Annotated in this window: 16 protein-coding genes; all 16 read right to left on the bottom strand. The window is 69.1% G+C overall.

All coding sequences use genetic code 11. The annotated features are described in order from the left end of the window. Nucleotides 1-6: 6 nt before the first annotated feature. A complete protein-coding gene (dapF, locus tag AB0P18_RS08955; protein WP_363359741.1) occupies nt 7-906 on the bottom strand; it encodes a diaminopimelate epimerase in 900 nt (299 codons plus the stop codon). Nucleotides 907-937: 31 nt separating this feature from the next. After that, the gene (locus tag AB0P18_RS08950; protein ID WP_363359740.1) at nt 938-1,357 is read right to left on the bottom strand and encodes a GNAT family acetyltransferase; all 420 of its coding nucleotides are present in this window, start codon (nt 1,355-1,357) and stop codon (nt 938-940) included. Beyond that, nucleotides 1,354-2,304 carry a tRNA (adenosine(37)-N6)-dimethylallyltransferase MiaA gene (miaA, locus tag AB0P18_RS08945; RefSeq protein ID WP_363359739.1) on the bottom strand — a complete coding sequence of 317 codons (951 nt, stop codon included), beginning with the start codon at nt 2,302-2,304 and terminating at the stop codon, nt 1,354-1,356. The genes AB0P18_RS08950 and miaA overlap by 4 nt, the downstream gene beginning before the upstream one ends. A 19-nt stretch (nt 2,305-2,323) precedes the next feature. Then, complete coding sequence (gene miaB, locus AB0P18_RS08940) at nt 2,324-3,868, bottom strand: tRNA (N6-isopentenyl adenosine(37)-C2)-methylthiotransferase MiaB (protein WP_344052914.1); 1,545 nt, start codon at nt 3,866-3,868, stop codon at nt 2,324-2,326. A 54-nt stretch (nt 3,869-3,922) separates the two neighbouring features. Beyond that, nucleotides 3,923-4,801 carry an ABC transporter permease gene (locus tag AB0P18_RS08935; protein WP_344052911.1) on the bottom strand — a complete coding sequence of 293 codons (879 nt, stop codon included), beginning with the start codon at nt 4,799-4,801 and terminating at the stop codon, nt 3,923-3,925. Beyond that, on the bottom strand, nt 4,798-5,718 hold the full coding sequence (locus AB0P18_RS08930; RefSeq protein ID WP_344052909.1) for an ABC transporter ATP-binding protein: 921 nt from the start codon (nt 5,716-5,718) through the stop codon (nt 4,798-4,800). Before AB0P18_RS08930 ends, AB0P18_RS08935 begins: the two co-directional genes overlap by 4 nt. 50 nt (nt 5,719-5,768) lie before the next feature. Further along, nucleotides 5,769-6,482 (bottom strand): regulatory protein RecX, encoded by a 714-nt coding sequence (locus AB0P18_RS08925; protein WP_363359738.1) that lies wholly within the window; start codon nt 6,480-6,482, stop codon nt 5,769-5,771. Beyond that, nucleotides 6,482-7,540, bottom strand: coding sequence for a recombinase RecA (gene recA, locus AB0P18_RS08920; protein WP_344052907.1), 1,059 nt, complete (start codon nt 7,538-7,540; stop codon nt 6,482-6,484). Before recA ends, AB0P18_RS08925 begins: the two co-directional genes overlap by 1 nt. A 262-nt stretch (nt 7,541-7,802) precedes the next feature. Then, nucleotides 7,803-8,027, bottom strand: a complete 225-nt coding sequence (locus tag AB0P18_RS08915; RefSeq protein WP_344052905.1) for a DUF3046 domain-containing protein — start codon at nt 8,025-8,027, stop codon at nt 7,803-7,805. Between the two features lie 15 nt (nt 8,028-8,042). Further along, on the bottom strand, nt 8,043-8,351 hold the full coding sequence (locus tag AB0P18_RS08910; protein ID WP_308869790.1) for a helix-turn-helix transcriptional regulator: 309 nt from the start codon (nt 8,349-8,351) through the stop codon (nt 8,043-8,045). A gap of 157 nt (nt 8,352-8,508) precedes the next feature. Next, nucleotides 8,509-9,006, bottom strand: coding sequence for a CinA family protein (locus AB0P18_RS08905; RefSeq protein ID WP_363359737.1), 498 nt, complete (start codon nt 9,004-9,006; stop codon nt 8,509-8,511). Then, nucleotides 9,003-9,575, bottom strand: coding sequence for a CDP-diacylglycerol--glycerol-3-phosphate 3-phosphatidyltransferase (gene pgsA, locus AB0P18_RS08900; protein WP_344055810.1), 573 nt, complete (start codon nt 9,573-9,575; stop codon nt 9,003-9,005). Before pgsA ends, AB0P18_RS08905 begins: the two co-directional genes overlap by 4 nt. Nucleotide 9,576: 1 nt before the next feature. Beyond that, nucleotides 9,577-12,234 (bottom strand): DNA translocase FtsK 4TM domain-containing protein, encoded by a 2,658-nt coding sequence (locus tag AB0P18_RS08895; RefSeq protein WP_363359736.1) that lies wholly within the window; start codon nt 12,232-12,234, stop codon nt 9,577-9,579. Nucleotides 12,235-12,290: 56 nt separating this feature from the next. After that, nucleotides 12,291-12,782 carry a GNAT family N-acetyltransferase gene (locus AB0P18_RS08890; protein WP_344052897.1) on the bottom strand — a complete coding sequence of 164 codons (492 nt, stop codon included), beginning with the start codon at nt 12,780-12,782 and terminating at the stop codon, nt 12,291-12,293. A gap of 23 nt (nt 12,783-12,805) precedes the next feature. Continuing rightward, nucleotides 12,806-14,482 (bottom strand): ribonuclease J, encoded by a 1,677-nt coding sequence (locus AB0P18_RS08885; protein WP_344052895.1) that lies wholly within the window; start codon nt 14,480-14,482, stop codon nt 12,806-12,808. Between the two features lie 71 nt (nt 14,483-14,553). Further along, nucleotides 14,554-15,531, bottom strand: coding sequence for a 4-hydroxy-tetrahydrodipicolinate synthase (gene dapA, locus AB0P18_RS08880; protein WP_363359734.1), 978 nt, complete (start codon nt 15,529-15,531; stop codon nt 14,554-14,556). Nucleotides 15,532-15,637 lie beyond the last annotated feature (106 nt).

The following is a 15,637-nucleotide window of genomic DNA, read 5'->3' as shown; positions in this document are numbered from 1 at the left end:
CGGCGGTCAGGCCAGCGCGACCTGGCCGGAGTAGACGAGGGTCGCAGGCCCGGACAGCAGCACGTGCAGCTCGCCCGCCACCGGGACCATCCGCACGCCCAGCACACCGCCCGGCACTTCGACCGACCAGCGGTCGGGGGCGGCGACGCCGGCCCAGTCGCGGACGGCCAGCGCAGACGCGGCCACGCCCGTGCCGCAGCTCAGCGTCTCCCCCACACCGCGCTCGAAGACCCGCATCCGGATCGAGCCCACGCCTTCGCGCACCAGGGGATCGCTCGGCACCACGAATTCGATGTTCGCGCCTTGCGCCGGCTCGGGGTGCAGCTGGGGACGGACGGTCAAATCCAGTGCGTCGAGCTCGCCGTCGTGCGGCAGCGCGACGACGACATGCGGGTTGCCCACATCGATCCCGAGGCCGGGCCGCGGCACGTCGAGTCCTTTCGCGCGCACGAGCACCTCCGCGTCCTCGACGCGCCATGCGCCCAGGTCCACCTCGAACCCCAGCTCGCTCCGGGTGACGGACTTGATGCCCGCGCGCGTCCCGATCCGCACCGGGGCGTGATCGATCGGGGCGAGCCCGGCTTCGGCGAGGTAGCGGGCGAACACGCGGATGCCGTTCCCGCACATCTCGGCCGCAGACCCGTCCGCGTTGCGGTAGTCCATGAACCATTCGGCGCCCGCCGCGACCGCTGCTTCCGCGTGGTCGCGCGTGCCCCCAGAGGACGTCTCGGCCAGCGCAGCCGAGCGGACGACCCGCAGGATACCGTCCGCGCCGATGCCGAACCGGCGATCGCAGAGCACGGCGACCTGGTCATCGCTCAGGTCGAGGGTGCTGTCCGCGTCGGGGATCACGACGAAATCGTTCCCGGTGCCGTGACCCTTGGTGAACGAGACGGTCTGCGGCATACGGCCAGTGTAGGGCGAGCGCGGTGCCGGCTCAGTCCGCGATGAGCCGCTTGCCGGTCGTCGTGGTCGAGAACCGCTCGTAGCCGAGGCTGTCGTAGAAGCCGAGCGCCTCGTCGTTGCCCGGGCGCACCATGAGCTGCACCTTGGGGCAGCCCATCTCCAGCAGAGCCTCCTCCGCCGCCTCCACGAGCGCGCGCCCGATGCCTTGCCCGCGGCGCTGCGGGTCGGACGCGAGGTAGTACAGCCACCCGCGATGACCGTCGTATCCGGCCATGACCGAGCCGATGATGTCGTGGCCGTCGACGGCCACCAAGAACAGCTCCGGCTGAACGGTCATCTTCCGCTGGATGTCCAGGTGGGGATTGTTCCACGAGCGGGTGAGCCCGGTCGCCTGCCACAGTGCGATGACGGATTCGGTGTCTCGGAGGGTGAACGCTCGGATCGTTGTCATGACCCCAGTATGCGGGCCGCTTCCGTCCGCGCCAGGGGGGCGGCAGGTGTGGGGAGCCAGGTGACGTCCTCGTACCGGCGGAACCAGGAGACCTGCCGCCGGGCGTACCGCCGTGTCAAGGCCTGCGTCTGCGCGATCGCCTCGGTCTGCGTCAACGCGCCGCTCAGCTGTCCGAGTGCCTGGGCGTAGCCGATCGCCCGACGGGCGGTGACCCCCTCTTCCAGACCGTCCGCGCGCAGCGCACGCACCTCATCGAGGAGTCCCGCCCGCCACATGCCCTCGACGCGCTCGTCGAGTCGGACGACGAGCTCGTCGCGGGGGACGGCGAGCCCGATGATCTCGGGAGACCGCCAGCGCTCGGGCGCGTCGGGCAGCGCCGCGCCGTGCGTGCGCTCCCCCTGCGCGAGGATCTCGAGGGCGCGAACGACTCGTCGGCCGTTGCGGGGGTCGACCCGCGCCGCGGTGTCGGGGTCGAGCAGACGCAGACGTTCGAACAGCACTCCCGGTCCGACGCGGTCGAGCTCCGCCTCGAGCTCGGAGCGCAGCGATTCATCGCGAGGCGGGAAACGGAAGTCGAACAGCACGCTCGAGACGTACAGTCCCGATCCGCCCACGAGGATCGCGTGCGAGCCGCGGTCCAGAATCCCCTCGACGGCGGCGCGCGCCGCTTCCTGGTACCACGCGACCGCCGCATCCTGCGTCACGGCGAGCACATCGAGCAGGTGATGCGGGATGCCGCGCCGTTCGTGCGGTGCGAGTTTGGCCGTGCCGATGTCCATGCCTCGGTACAGCTGCATCGCGTCCGCGTTCACGATCTCGGCAGAGTGGCCACGCTCCGCGAGCGCGGCGGCGAGCTCGAGCGCGAAGTCGGACTTGCCGGTACCGGTGGCGCCGACCACCGCGATGAGTCGCGCGGTCTGATCGGCCGGCGCCGGCGGGTCGATCACAGACCGCTCGCCTCGATGATCAGACGCCGACGCGCAGCGACGGCAGACCGAGCGGTACGGCGCCCGAGCGGGCACTCTGCGCGGGTGCCGGCACGGCGCAGGACTCGGCCTGCGTGCGGTCCCACGCGTCGCCCGCACGCGTGCGCCGGATCTGCAGCGGGGACCCGTCCGAATCCGCCAGCAGGTGGAAGGGCGCGGCATGGGTGACGGTCACCGAGACGACATCGCCTGGGCGCGGCACCGCACTTCCTGCGGGCACCTCGAAATGGACGAGGCGGTTGTCTTCGGCGCGGCCGGTCAGTCGATGCGTCTCGGCATCCTTCTTGCCCTCGCCCATCGACACCAGCAGCTGGACCTGCCGTCCGACCTGGGCCTGGTTCTCCTCCAGGCTGATGCGCTCCTGCAGGGCGATCAGCCGCTCGTATCGCTCCTGAACGACCGCCTTCGGCACCTGATCGGGCATGGTCGCAGCCGGGGTGCCCTCACGGATCGAGTACTGGAACGTGAAGGCGCTGGAGAAGCGCGCGCGCTCGACGACCCTCATCGTGTCCTCGAAGTCCTCGTCGGTCTCGCCCGGGAAGCCGACGATGATGTCGGTCGTGATCGCGGCGTGCGGGATGCGATCGCGGACCCGGTCGAGGATCCCGAGGAACCGCTCGCTGCGGTAGGAACGACGCATGGCCTTGAGCACCCGGTCGCTGCCGGACTGCAGCGGCATGTGCAGCTGCGGCATGACCGCGGGCGTCTCCGCCATCGCGTCGATCACGTCGTCGGTGAAGGCGGCGGGATGGGGGCTCGTGAACCGGATCCGCTCGAGTCCCGGAATCTCTCCCGTCGCGCGCAGGAGCTTGCCGAACGCGTGGCGATCGCCGAACTCGACGCCGTACGAATTGACGTTCTGGCCGAGCAGGGTCACCTCGATCGCGCCGTCCTCTACGAGGAGGCGCACTTCGTTGAGGATGTCGCCCGGACGCCGATCCTTCTCCTTGCCCCGCAGGCTCGGGACGATGCAGAACGTGCAGGTGTTGTTGCAGCCGACCGAGATCGACACCCAGCCGCTGTACACGCTGTCGCGCTTGGTCGGCAGCGTGGAGGGGAACGTTTCGAGCGCCTCGAGGATCTCGAGCTCTGCCTCTCCGTTGTGGCGGGAGCGCTCGAGCAGACTCGGCAGCGAGCCCATGTTGTGCGTGCCGAACACGACATCGACCCACGGGGCCTTCTCGAGCACGGCCTGCTTGTCCATCTGCGCCATGCACCCGCCGACCGCGATCTGCATGCCGTCCTTGCGCCGCTTCACGGACGCGAGATGTCCGAGCGTGCCGTAGAGCTTCCCGGCGGCGTTGTCGCGGACCGCGCAGGTATTGATGATCACCACGTCGGCTTCGTCGCCCGGCTCTGCCGCGACGTATCCGGCGCTCTCGAGCGAGCCGGACAGCCGCTCGGAGTCGTGCACGTTCATCTGGCAGCCGAACGTGCGCACTTCGTAGGTGCGCGCGGACCCGTCGCGGGTGAGCGCGGCGGGTGAAGGCGCGATCGTCGTCGGCGCCGAAGACGGAATGGTCATGATGCCTGCCATTCTACGTGCGGGTCCGCGGGGAGTCCGGTCGGGACCGGACCGTCAGCGGATGCGCCCGCGGATGCGCACGGCGGACAGGACGGTGCAGATCAGGGTGATCGCGACGAGGATGCCGATCACGAACCACGCCGGCACCGCCCAGTCTCCGACGCTGAGATCCATGCCGTAGAAGGCACGGAGCGTATCCTCGGCACCGGGCGCGTCCGCGGTGATCGTCTGAAGCGTGTCTCCGGCGAAATCGCGCCGGAGGAGCATCCCGGCCTGCGCGAACGGCAGGGCGGCGACGACCGCGGCGACTTCGTCGGGGAAGGCGCCGATCGGGATGTAGGCCGCGGCGATGAAGCCGAGGACGGTCCCCACGATCGTGGCGAGGCCGGAGAACGCACCGCTGGTGCGGACGAAGGAGACGATGAGCGCGGACAGGGATGTGAACGCGATGCAGCAGAGCACCACGACGCCGCTGATCCGCGCGATCTCGGGAACGCCGAGCCACACGCCGCGGAGGACACCGAGATACACGACACTGACCGCCAGCACGATGAGGGACAGGATCACAGCCACGATCACGGCCGCCAGCAGGTACCCGAGCACGAGCTGTCCACGCCGGATGGGGGCGACCAGGAAGTCGCGGAATCGGCCCGACTGATCGTCTTCGACGAGCACGGACAGCGCGCCGAGGCCGGTCGTGACAGTCGTGATGAGCACGATCCCCGCGAACATCCAGCTGTCCACGAACGCCTGCACCTCGGCGCTCGTCGCTCCGGGGAGGGAATCCGTCAGATCGGTCGTCTGGAGATTGCCGAGGAAGAGCGTGTACAGCCCGAAGAGGATCACCGCGCCCAGCAACGAGAAGAACACGTTCAGGCGGTCACGGAAGAAGATGCGGAGATTCCGCCGGATCACGGCGAGGACGACGTTCACGCGGCCCCCACCTCTGCGGCGGTGCGACCGGTGAGAGCGAGGAACACATCGTCCATGCGTCCGTGGCGGAACTCGAAGTCCTGCACGTGGTCGCCGTGGGCGGAGAGGATGCGTCGTGCGATGTTCGCGTCGGGCACGCCGATCACGACGGCCCCCGCGTCCAGCGCGGGATCGGCACCGGCCGCGTGAGCGAGCGCGAGGAGTCCGTCCTGATCATCGGTCGTGACCGTCAGGACGCTCCGGCTGTGGCGGGCGCGGAGGGCGGACGGAGTGTCGTCGGCGACGATGCGGCCGTCGTCGATCACGCAGACCCGTGCCGCCTCCTCGGTCTCTTCCAGGTAGTGGGTCGTGAGGAACACCGTGAGGTCGCCGTGGGTGCTCAAGGCGTGCAGGGTGCTCCACACCAGCGCGCGGCTCGAGGGATCCAGACCCGCCGTCGGTTCGTCAAGGAAGAGCACGGCGGGCTCGTGCAGGAGCGCGCGGGCGATGTCCACCCGTCGTCGCTGCCCACCGGAGAGCCTGCCGTACCGCCCGTCCAGGATCTCCTCGAGACCGATGAGCTCGGACAGCTGCGCGATCCGCGCCTCGAGAGGACCACGGGGAACGCGACTCAGTCGTCCGCGGAGCCGCAGATTCTCGCGCACGCTCAGCAACGGATCCAGGAGCGACTCCTGGAAGACCACCCCGATCGAGTCACGGACCTTCTCGCCGTCCCGGCGCACGTCGTGGCCGCAGACCCGCACGTCGCCCGCGTCGAAGGGCAGCAGGGTCGTCAGGCAGCCGATCGTCGTGGACTTTCCCGCACCGTTCGTCCCGACGAAGGCGAACACACCGCCGTCGTCGACCGAGAACGAGATGTCGTCGACGGCGACCTTGTCGCGATAGCGCTTGGTCAGGCCACGGACCTCGATCGCCATCCTGTCTCCCCTCGGTCGCCCCGGACTGAGACTAACGCGCGGCGATGCCCCTAGCGGAACCGTACGCCGCCGGTTCCACCCCTGCTCTCGGTGAGCGCCGTGCGCGCCGCGATCGACGCGACGGAGCCGCCGTATCCCCGACGGGACAGCTGACCGATGAGTCGGCGCAGCGCGGTGTCCATGTCGTAGCTGCGCAGACCGTGCGCCTTGGAGCGCGCGTATTCGAGTGCGCGCTCGGCGTCGTCGTCGGGCAGATCCGCGAGCGCCGCGTCCGCGATGTCGCGAGGAATCCCGCGGGCCGCGAGAGCCTGTGCGATGGCTCGACGCCCCTGACCCTTGCGGGTCGTGCCGGCATGGAGCAGCTGCTCCGCCAGGACCGCGTCATCGATCCAGCCCCGCCCGACGAAGCGCTCGATGGTGGCTTCGATGATCGACGTATCGACATCGCGCTGCGCGAGGAAGGCGCGCGCCTCACGCTCCGAGAGAGCGCTGCGCCGCAGTCGCTTGGTCAGGGCGTCCTCCGCCTCGATCGTCGCGGACTCGCCGCTCTCCGCTTCGCTTCCACCGGAGAGGCGGAGTGGCTCGGGTGCTCCTGTGCCGGTGTCACGCGCGAACGGCGCCGCGGACGACTCCAGCGGCACCGCCCACCGCACCGGTTCGTCAGTCGGGTACGCCGGCTCGTTCGACACCGCGGGACGATCGGCACCCGGGAGGTAGGTGATGGGGGCGAGGCGCTCGCCCCCATCACCGCCGGAAGAGGTCATCACGCGGGGCGACGCTTGGCCAGCTCATCGGCCTTGGCGACGGGCGCCTCCACCGCCTTGGGCTGACCGATTCCGAGCTTCACTTTGATCCGCGATTCGATGTCCGCGGCGATGTCCGGGTTCTTCAGAAGGAAGTTGCGGGCATTCTCCTTGCCCTGCCCGAGCTGCTCGCCCTCGTACGTGTACCAGGCGCCGGACTTCTTGACGATCTCGTGCTCGACGCCGAAGTCGATCAGGCTGCCCTCGCGCGAAATGCCGGTGCCGTACAGGATGTCGAACTCGGCCTGCTTGAACGGCGGCGCCATCTTGTTCTTCACGACCTTGACGCGGGTCCGGTTTCCCACCGCATCGGTGCCGTCCTTGAGCGTCTCGATGCGTCGGATGTCCAGTCGCACGGACGCGTAGAACTTCAGCGCCTTTCCACCGGCGGTCGTCTCAGGGCTTCCGAAGAACACGCCGATCTTCTCGCGGAGCTGGTTGATGAAGATCATCGTCGTGTTCGTCGTGTTCAGACCACCGGTGAGCTTGCGCAGCGCCTGCGACATGAGGCGGGCCTGCAGACCGACGTGGGAGTCGCCCATCTCGCCTTCGATCTCGGCCTTGGGGACGAGCGCGGCGACCGAGTCGATCACGATCAGGTCGATCGAGCCGGAGCGGATCAGCATGTCGGCGATCTCGAGCGCCTGCTCACCCGTATCGGGCTGCGAGACCAGGAGCTCATCGATGTCGACGCCGAGCTTCTGCGCGTATTCCGGGTCGAGCGCGTGCTCGGCGTCGATGAACGCGGCGATGCCGCCCTGCTTCTGCACGTTCGCGATCGCGTGCAGGGTCAGCGTCGTCTTACCCGACGACTCGGGGCCGTAGATCTCGACGATGCGACCGCGCGGCAGCCCGCCGACACCCAGCGCGACATCGAGCGCGATGGAGCCCGTGGGGATCACCTCGACCGGAGCGCGCTCGTCACTGCCCAGACGCATGACCGAGCCCTTTCCGAACTGGCGGTCGATCTGTGCAAGAGCGGACTCGAGGGCCTTCTCGCGGTTTTCGGGTGAGGGCATGGCGTGCTCCTTATGCTCGCGTTCCGTCGCCTGTAGGCTGTCGCGCTCCTCGCCGAGGCTCGGCGGGGATGCTGCGACAAGGCAAGTGGTGTCGTTCGACGCTGCTCACACTACGAAGGGCCTCCGACATCGGTCGGCGCTGACATTCGAATTGTGGACAGCGGCCGTACGGCATCCGCTGTGCAGAAGCCTACGGAGACATAGAACGGATCTTCGACGACACGCCGTCGAAGATCCGTGCGCACTCGGACGCGAATCCGTGTCAGGAAGAGCGCAGCTCGCGCCGTCCGACACCATGGCGGCGCTCGAGTGGAACATCGGCCTCCACGCACAGCGCCAGCCAGACCTCGCGGGGCGGGATGCCGGCCTCCAGCGCTTCCGCCGCCGTCCGCTCGCCGAACCGGGGAAGCACGAGATCCGATATCAGCGCCGCCCCGCTTCCGCCGAACTCATCGGCGACGGCGCGGTCGAATTCACTGCGACGCATCAAGAGCGCGCGTGATCAGCGCAGCGAGAGCTCGGCGTCGACCGACGCGACGAGGTCGTCGGGCACGACGTCGGGGAAGGTCTGGATTCCCTCGAGCACGGAGATGCGGTCTCCGACCTCGCGCATGATCGTGGAGATCGGCACGTCGAGCGCTTCGGCAACCGAGGCGAGGATCTCGCTCGATGCCTCCTTCTGGCCCCGCTCCACCTCGCTGAGGTAGCCGAGTGCCACGCTCGCGCGGCTCGCGACCTGGCGGAGGGTCCGACCCTTCTGCTGGCGGAAGTCACGAAGGACTTCGCCGATTTCTTGGCGTACCAGGATCATGATGGGCCCCCTCCTCACTGCTGATTCCGCGCTATCCGGGTGGATAACAGTACAACACCCGATGTGGCCAATCTAATCCTGCGCGCTGGGCAAAGGGTGGGAATCGCCGAATGTAACCGACACGAAACACCGGATGTTCCCGACCGCGCGGATCCGGTCAGGACAGCAGCTCCAGAGCGACGCGCACCGCTGCCGCTGTCGCCTCGGCGCGGATCCGCTCGCGCGACCCGGACAGCGCAAGCTCCACCACGCGCGACGCGGACGGAGTCTCCACGGCCACGAACACGGTACCGACGGCGTGCCCGTCCTGCTCGGCCGGTCCCGCGACCCCCGTCGTGGCGATGCCCACATCCGTCGGCTGATCGCCGATCCGGGTCGCGAACCGGACTCCCGCCGCCATCTGCGCGGCGACCAGGGGGTCCACCGCGCCCTGCCGCGTCAGCAGAGCGGCATCCACGCCCAGGAGCGTGCTCTTCAACGGTGTGGCGTAAGCCACGATCCCGCCCCGGACCACCGCCGACGCCCCGGGGATGTCCACGAGCGAGGACACCACCATCCCGCCGGTCAGCGACTCGGCGACGGCGACGGTCCACCCGCGATCGACGAGCCGCGCGATCAGGTGACCCGCGGTGGGCTGATCCGCGGCATCCGTCATCGGGCGGCGCGTCCGCGACGCGCGCCGCGGATCTCGGTGAGCACGTAATCGATCCCGCTCGCGATCGTGAGCGCGACGGCGATCGCCATCGCGATGCCGTTGACCCAGAAGATCCACTCCCCCACGAGGGTCCACAGCGGGAGCAGTGCGAGCGACAGTGCGACGGCCTGTGCGACCGTCTTCAGCTTGCCCATCCAGGCGGCTGCGACGACGTGATCGCTCGCGACGACGAGGCGGTGGACCGTGATGCCGATCTCACGGACGAGGACCACGATCGTGATCCACCAGGGCAGCTCGCCGAGGATCGACAGACCGATGAACGCGAAGCCCGTGAGCACCTTGTCGGCGATCGGATCCAGGAGCTTGCCGAGATCGGTGACGATCTCATAGCGCCGGGCGATCCAGCCGTCGATGCCGTCGGTCGCGATCGCGACGATGAAGATCACCGCCGCCCACCAGCGCAGCGGGCCGTCTGCACCGCCGTCTGCCAGCAGCATCCAGAGGAAGACCGGCGCCATGAGGATGCGCACGATCGTGATCGTGTTGGGCAATTGACGGGGAACGGCCATGTCAGTCACGCCCCGTCAATCCCCAGGCGTCCTCGTCACCGTCGGACTCGACCACCGGGTACCCCTCGAACTGCGCCTCGACCGGATCCGACGGGCCCGACGCCGGCGGGTCGTCGCCGCGCAGACGTGCGAGCACGTCCGGCAGCTGCTCGACCGTCACGAGCACGTCACGGGCTTTGGACCCCTCGGAGGGTCCCACGATCTCGCGCGACTCGAGCAGGTCCATGAGCCGCCCGGCCTTGGCGAAGCCGACGCGCAGCTTGCGCTGCAGCATCGAGGTCGAGCCGAACTGGGTCGAGACGATGAGCTCGGTCGCCGCAAGCAGCAGTTCGAGGTCGTCGCCGATGTCGGCGTCGATCTCCTTCTTCTCCGCTGCGATCGCGACCTCGCGGTACTCGGGTCGCGCCTGCGCCGTGACGTGCTTGACGACTTTCTCGATCTCGTCCTCGCTGACCCACGCCCCCTGGACGCGCAGCGCCTTGGAGGCGCCCATCGGCAGGAACAGCGCGTCGCCCTGACCGATCAGCCGATCCGCGCCGGGCTGGTCGAGGATCACTCGGGAATCGGTCACGCTCGTCACGGCGAACGCGAGCCTGGAGGGGACGTTGGCCTTGATTAGTCCGGTGACGACGTCGACCGACGGTCGCTGCGTCGCCAGCACGAGGTGGATGCCGGACGCGCGCGCGAGCTGCGTGATGCGCACGATCGAATCCTCGACATCGCGCGGGGCGACCATCATGAGGTCTGCGAGCTCATCGACGACGACGAGGAGATACGGATAGGGCTTGAGCACGCGCTCGCTGCCGGGAGGCACCTGCACCTCGCCCGCGACGACGGCTTTGTTGAAGTCGTCGATGTGGCGGAAGCCGAACGACGCGAGGTCGTCGTAGCGCATGTCCATCTCCTTCACGACCCACTGCAGCGCTTCGGCCGCCTTCTTCGGGTTCGTGATGATGGGCGTGATGAGGTGCGGGACGCCGGCGTAGGAGGTCAGCTCGACGCGCTTGGGGTCGATGAGCACCATGCGCACGTCGGAGGGCTTCGCCTGCATGAGCAGGCTCGTGATCATGGAGTTCACGAAGCTCGACTTGCCCGAGCCGGTGGAGCCGGCAACGAGGAGGTGCGGCATCTTGGCCAGGTTCGCCACGACATAGCCGCCGCCGACGTCCTTGCCGACGCCGATCGTCATCGGATGCGTGGCCTGCTGCGCGGCTGCGGAACGGAGGACATCGCCGAGCGTGACGATCTCGCGGTCGGTGTTGGGGATCTCGACGCCGATCGCGCTCTTGCCGGGGATCGGCGCGAGGATGCGCACCTCGTTCGAAGCCACCGCGTACGCGATGTTGTTCTGCAGCGCCGTGATGCGCTCGACCTTCACGCCGTGGCCGACCTCGATCTCGTACTGCGTGACCGTCGGTCCTCGCGAGAATCCGGTCACCCGCGCGTCGACCTGGAACTGCTGCAAGACGCTCGTGATCGCCGCGACGACCGCGTCGTTGGCCGCGGAGCGCGCCTTCGGGGGCGTCCCGGCGGCGAGCGCGTTGACCGACGGCAGCCGATAGGGCGAGGACGGCGCCTGACGGGGGCCGGCCCCGCCGAGCCCGGAGAGCCCCGGCAGGGTGCCGTCGTCTTCCGTCGTGCCGTCACCGAGGATGCCGGTCTCGGACTTCTGCGCCGCCCTCGCACCGCCCTCGAGCACGACGGGGTCGATGACCTCGGTGAGCGCCTCCGCCGGCGGAGGCGGCGGGATCGTGATGGCGGCCTGATCGAATCCGCCCTGGACGGCACCGGGAGTGAGCAGCTCGGTCAGATCCTGCGACCCGAGTCCGCCGTCGACGTCCTTCTCGCGACCGGTCTTGTTGCGGCGCCACCACGGCAGAGAGGCTTCGGCGTCGGCATCCGCTTCGTCGTCCGACGGGTGATCGGACCGCTCCGCGCGTTCGGGACGCTCGGCGTCGAACATCCAGGCGTACAGGTCGCCGAGCCGCCGCCCGATGCGGTTGGGGGGCGTCTTGGTGAGGATCAGGATGCTGAGCGCGGTGATCACGGCGAGAACGATGAACGCGCCGACGTCGGTCAGCAGGAGCGCGAGCGGCTCCCCCAGCATCCACCCGAACACGCCGCCCGCCTCGCTGAGCGCCGGCAGGCCCTCGCGCGGCTGCGGCCGGCCGCCGCCGATATGGCAGAAACCCGCGATCGAGAGCACGAACAGCGTGAAGCCGATGCCGATGCGGCCATTGTCGTGCACGGATGCCGGGTGCCGGAAGAGCCATCCCGCGAGGAGGAGCAGGAGGACGGGAAGCACGAACGCGACGCGACCGACCAGAGCGCCGGCGGTGAACGCACTGATGTTCGCGGCGACGTCGTTGCCGATGAAAAACCACTCGTTGACCGCGCCGGCGATCGCGAGCAGGACGATGAGGAAGGGCAGGCCGTCGCGGCGCTGGTCCTTCTCGAGCGTCTCCGGGCCGAACGCGCGGAACAGTCCGCCCGTGGCGTGCGCGAGGCCCATCCACGCCCGCACGATCACCGGGGGCTTCTCCGCCTCGCCGACGTAGTGCTTGGGGGCGGGCGCGGGCTTGCGGGCGCCCGAGGACCCGCGCGAAGACGCGCTCGCGGGCGCACGACCGTTCTTGGTCGGGCTTGTGCTCCTGGCCATCCCCCCACGGTACGGCGACGCACCGACAATTCAGGGCAGCGACGCGGCCCCCGGGGTCAGCGCAGACGCTTGACCATCGTGTCGCGTCCGATCCCGCTCTGCGTGACGGCGAACCCCTCGCTGCGGTACAGCGAGACGGCGAAATTGCCGCGTTCCACGCTGAGACTCAACCGCGCGCAGCCGTCCGCGCGCGCCTGCTGGGCGAGCGCCTGCAGGAGGGTGCGGCCCACACCGTGCGCCCGCCAGATGGGGCGGACACCGATGATGAGCTCGGGCACACCGGTGCCGACGTATCCGAAGCCCGGATCGCTGCGCGGCAGCAGCCGGTACCACGCCGCCCCGATCGGCTCCCCGGAGGCGTCCACGGCGACGAAGCCGGCGTCGCTCGGACGCTTCCAGCCCGAGACGTACCGGCTGTGCTCCGGCGCGCTCAGCACCTCGTGGCGCGGGCGTGCGGCTCCGGGCCGCCAGTTCGCCGCCTCGACGACCATGTCGGCGAGGAACGCACCGTCGGCCTGTACGGCCGGTCGCACGCGGAAGCTCGCCATCGCCCGATGCTACCGACCGTGTGTTACGCCTCGATGACGAGGGGCACGATCATCGGCCGGCGGCGCAGCTGCTGGTTGACCCAGCGCCCGATCACCCGGCGTACGACCTGAGACAGCGCGTGCGTGTCGCGCACCCCCGACTGGGCGGCCTCCGCGAGCGCCGCGGCGATCTTCGGCTTCACGCTGTCGAAGACCGTGTCGTCCTCGGCGAACCCTCGGGCGTGGATCTCAGGGCCCGTGATGATGCGTCCGGTGGCGGCATCCACCACGACGATCACCGAGATGAAGCCCTCCTCCCCCAGGATCCGCCGGTCCTTCAGGTCGGCCTCGGTGATCTCGCCCACGGTCGAGCCGTCGACGTACACGAAACCGAGGTCGAGCTGCCCGACGACGTCGGCGCGACCGTCCTTCAGGTCGATCACCGTGCCGTTCTCGCCGAGGATCGTGCGGTCCGCGGGGACGCCCGTGTCCTGCGCGAGGCGGGAGTTGGCCATCAGGTGACGGTATTCGCCGTGGATCGGCAGGACGTTGCGCGGCTTGAGGATGTTGTAGCAGTACAGGAGTTCGCCGGCGGCGGCGTGGCCGGAGACGTGGACCTTCGCGTTGCCCTTGTGGACGACGTTCGCCCCGAGCTTGGTCAGGCCGTCGATCACGCGGTACACGGCGTTCTCGTTGCCGGGGATGAGGCTCGAGGCGAGGATCACGGTGTCCCCCGGGCCCGGGTCGATCTCGTGGTCGTTGTTGGCCATCCGGCTGAGGACCGCCATCGGTTCGCCCTGACTGCCGGTGGACATGTAGACGATCTTGTCGTCCGGCAGGTCACGCGCCTTCTTGTAGTCGATCAGCACGCCGTCGGGCACGTTGAGGTAGCCGAGCTCCTCCGCGATGCCCATGTTGCGCACCATGCTGCGACCGAGGAGGGCGACGCGACGGCCGTGGGCGGCGGCGGCGTCGAGCACCTGCTGGACGCGGTGGACGTGGCTGGAGAAGCTCGCGACGATGACCCGCCGCGGGGCCTTGCCGATCACCTGGTCCAGGACCGGGCCGATGCTGCGCTCGAGCGGGGTGAAGCCGGGAACATCCGCGTTCGTGGAGTCGACCAGGAACAGGTCGACACCCTCTTCGCCCAGACGCGCGAACGCCCTGAGGTCGGTGAGCCGGTCGTCGAGCGGGAGCTGATCCATCTTGAAGTCACCGGTGGCCAGCACGAGGCCGGCGGGTGTGCGGATCGCGACGGCGAGCGCATCGGGGATCGAGTGGTTCACCGCGATGAACTCGAGGTCGAACGGGCCGATCGACTCGTGCTGACCCTCGGTGACGGTGAGGGTGTACGGCCGGATCCGGTGCTCCTTGAGCTTCGCCTCGATCAAGGCGAGCGTGAGTCCTGAGCCGATCAGCGGGATGTCCTGCTTGAGCTTGAGGAGGTACGGCACCGCACCGATGTGGTCTTCGTGACCGTGCGTGAGCACGACCCCGACCACATCGTCGAGGCGATTCTTGATCGGCTCGAAATCGGGCAGGATCAGGTCGACGCCGGGCTGGTGCTCCTCCGGGAACAGCACCCCGCAGTCCACGATCAGGAGCTTGCCGGCGTACTCGAACACCGTCATGTTGCGGCCGACCTCGCCGAGACCGCCGAGCGGGGTCACGCGCAGGGTCCCCGCCTCCAGGGCGGGCGGGTCGTACACGGTACTGGGCATCAGGGGCCTTCCTCGGGATGCCGCGGCATCCGCTTTCGCGCGCGCGAGCGCTCAGCGCTTCGCGCGTCGCATCATCTGGTCGTTCCGGAGACCTTCGGCAGCGCGCCGCCGGCGGCGGCGTTGCGGTCCGGGCGGAAGTTGGAGAAATCCGCGCCCGGGACATCGCGCACGAGCGCGAGCTCGTCTTCGATCTTCGCGGCTTCCCACTCCTCCGGGCCCACGAGGGGCAGACGCACGCGCGGGCTGCCGATGCGGCCGAGGCCGTGCAGGATGTACTTCGCCGAGACGGTGCCGGGGACGTGGGTCATGACGGCACGCACGAGCGGTTCGAGCTGCTTGTGAGCGGCCGTCGCCGCCGCCAGATCGCCGCGGTTGACGGCATCCACGATCGCCCGATAGGGCTGGGCGGCGATGTTCGCCGTCACGCCGATGAGGCCCGTCGCGCCGATCGACAGGTGCGGGAGGACGTTCGCGTCGTCGCCCGAGAAGTACATGAGGTCGGTCTGGTTGAGGACCCGGCTGACTTCGCTGAAATCGCCTTTCGCGTCCTTGATCGCGAGCACGTTCGGGTGCTTCGCGATGCGGAGGATCGTCTCGTACCGGATCGGGACCCCCGTGCGACCGGGGATGTCGTACAGGATCACGGGCAAATCGGTCGCATCCGCGACGAGCCGGAAGTGCGTCAGGACGCCGGCCTGGGTGGGCTTGTTGTAGTACGGCGTGACGATCATGATGCCGTCGGCGCCGACCTTCTCACTCGCCTTGTACAGCTCGATCGCGTGAGCGGTCTCGTTCGAGCCGCCGCCGGTGATGATCTTCGCCCTGCCCGCGGCCACGTCCTTGCCCACTTCGACGAGGCGGATCTTCTCGGCATCCGTCAGCGTGCTCGTCTCACCCGTGGTGCCCGTCACGACGATGCCGTCGGCGCCCGCGGTGATGACGTCGTCCATGTGCTTCTCGACGGCGGGCCAGTCGACCTCGCCGTCGGCCGTCATCGGGGTGACGAGCGCGACGAGCACCTGACCGAACGGATTGGCGGTGTGCGTCATGGTCTCAGGGTATCGGCTCGCGCGTACCCGCACCGGCGCGCGCTGTCGCCTCCCGGCGCGTTCGCGCCCTCACGGCACGTGGTGCCGCACGGGCCGCGAGTCGGCG

This window comes from Microbacterium sp. NPDC064584 (genome assembly GCF_040687315.1).
GTDB classification, from domain to species: domain Bacteria; phylum Actinomycetota; class Actinomycetes; order Actinomycetales; family Microbacteriaceae; genus Microbacterium; species Microbacterium lacus.
This window is presented reverse-complemented; position numbering and strand designations above follow the sequence as displayed.

What these genes read in the sequence shown, in the direction of transcription:
- AB0P18_RS08895 (WP_363359736.1), bottom strand. Translation starts at nt 12,234, where the DNA reads ATGGCCAGGAGCACAAGCCCGACCAAGAACGGTCGTGCGCCCGCGAGC.
- AB0P18_RS08905 (WP_363359737.1), bottom strand. Translation starts at nt 9,006, where the DNA reads ATGACGGATGCCGCGGATCAGCCCACCGCGGGTCACCTGATCGCGCGG.
- dapF (WP_363359741.1), bottom strand. Translation starts at nt 906, where the DNA reads ATGCCGCAGACCGTCTCGTTCACCAAGGGTCACGGCACCGGGAACGAT.
- miaB (WP_344052914.1), bottom strand. Translation starts at nt 3,868, where the DNA reads ATGACCATTCCGTCTTCGGCGCCGACGACGATCGCGCCTTCACCCGCC.
- AB0P18_RS08925 (WP_363359738.1), bottom strand. Translation starts at nt 6,482, where the DNA reads ATGACCTCTTCCGGCGGTGATGGGGGCGAGCGCCTCGCCCCCATCACC.
- AB0P18_RS08915 (WP_344052905.1), bottom strand. Translation starts at nt 8,027, where the DNA reads ATGCGTCGCAGTGAATTCGACCGCGCCGTCGCCGATGAGTTCGGCGGA.
- pgsA (WP_344055810.1), bottom strand. Translation starts at nt 9,575, where the DNA reads ATGGCCGTTCCCCGTCAATTGCCCAACACGATCACGATCGTGCGCATC.
- AB0P18_RS08950 (WP_363359740.1), bottom strand. Translation starts at nt 1,357, where the DNA reads ATGACAACGATCCGAGCGTTCACCCTCCGAGACACCGAATCCGTCATC.
- AB0P18_RS08885 (WP_344052895.1), bottom strand. Translation starts at nt 14,482, where the DNA reads ATGCCCAGTACCGTGTACGACCCGCCCGCCCTGGAGGCGGGGACCCTG.
- AB0P18_RS08910 (WP_308869790.1), bottom strand. Translation starts at nt 8,351, where the DNA reads ATGATCCTGGTACGCCAAGAAATCGGCGAAGTCCTTCGTGACTTCCGC.
- AB0P18_RS08890 (WP_344052897.1), bottom strand. Translation starts at nt 12,782, where the DNA reads ATGGCGAGCTTCCGCGTGCGACCGGCCGTACAGGCCGACGGTGCGTTC.
- AB0P18_RS08930 (WP_344052909.1), bottom strand. Translation starts at nt 5,718, where the DNA reads ATGGCGATCGAGGTCCGTGGCCTGACCAAGCGCTATCGCGACAAGGTC.
- dapA (WP_363359734.1), bottom strand. Translation starts at nt 15,531, where the DNA reads ATGACGCACACCGCCAATCCGTTCGGTCAGGTGCTCGTCGCGCTCGTC.
- recA (WP_344052907.1), bottom strand. Translation starts at nt 7,540, where the DNA reads ATGCCCTCACCCGAAAACCGCGAGAAGGCCCTCGAGTCCGCTCTTGCA.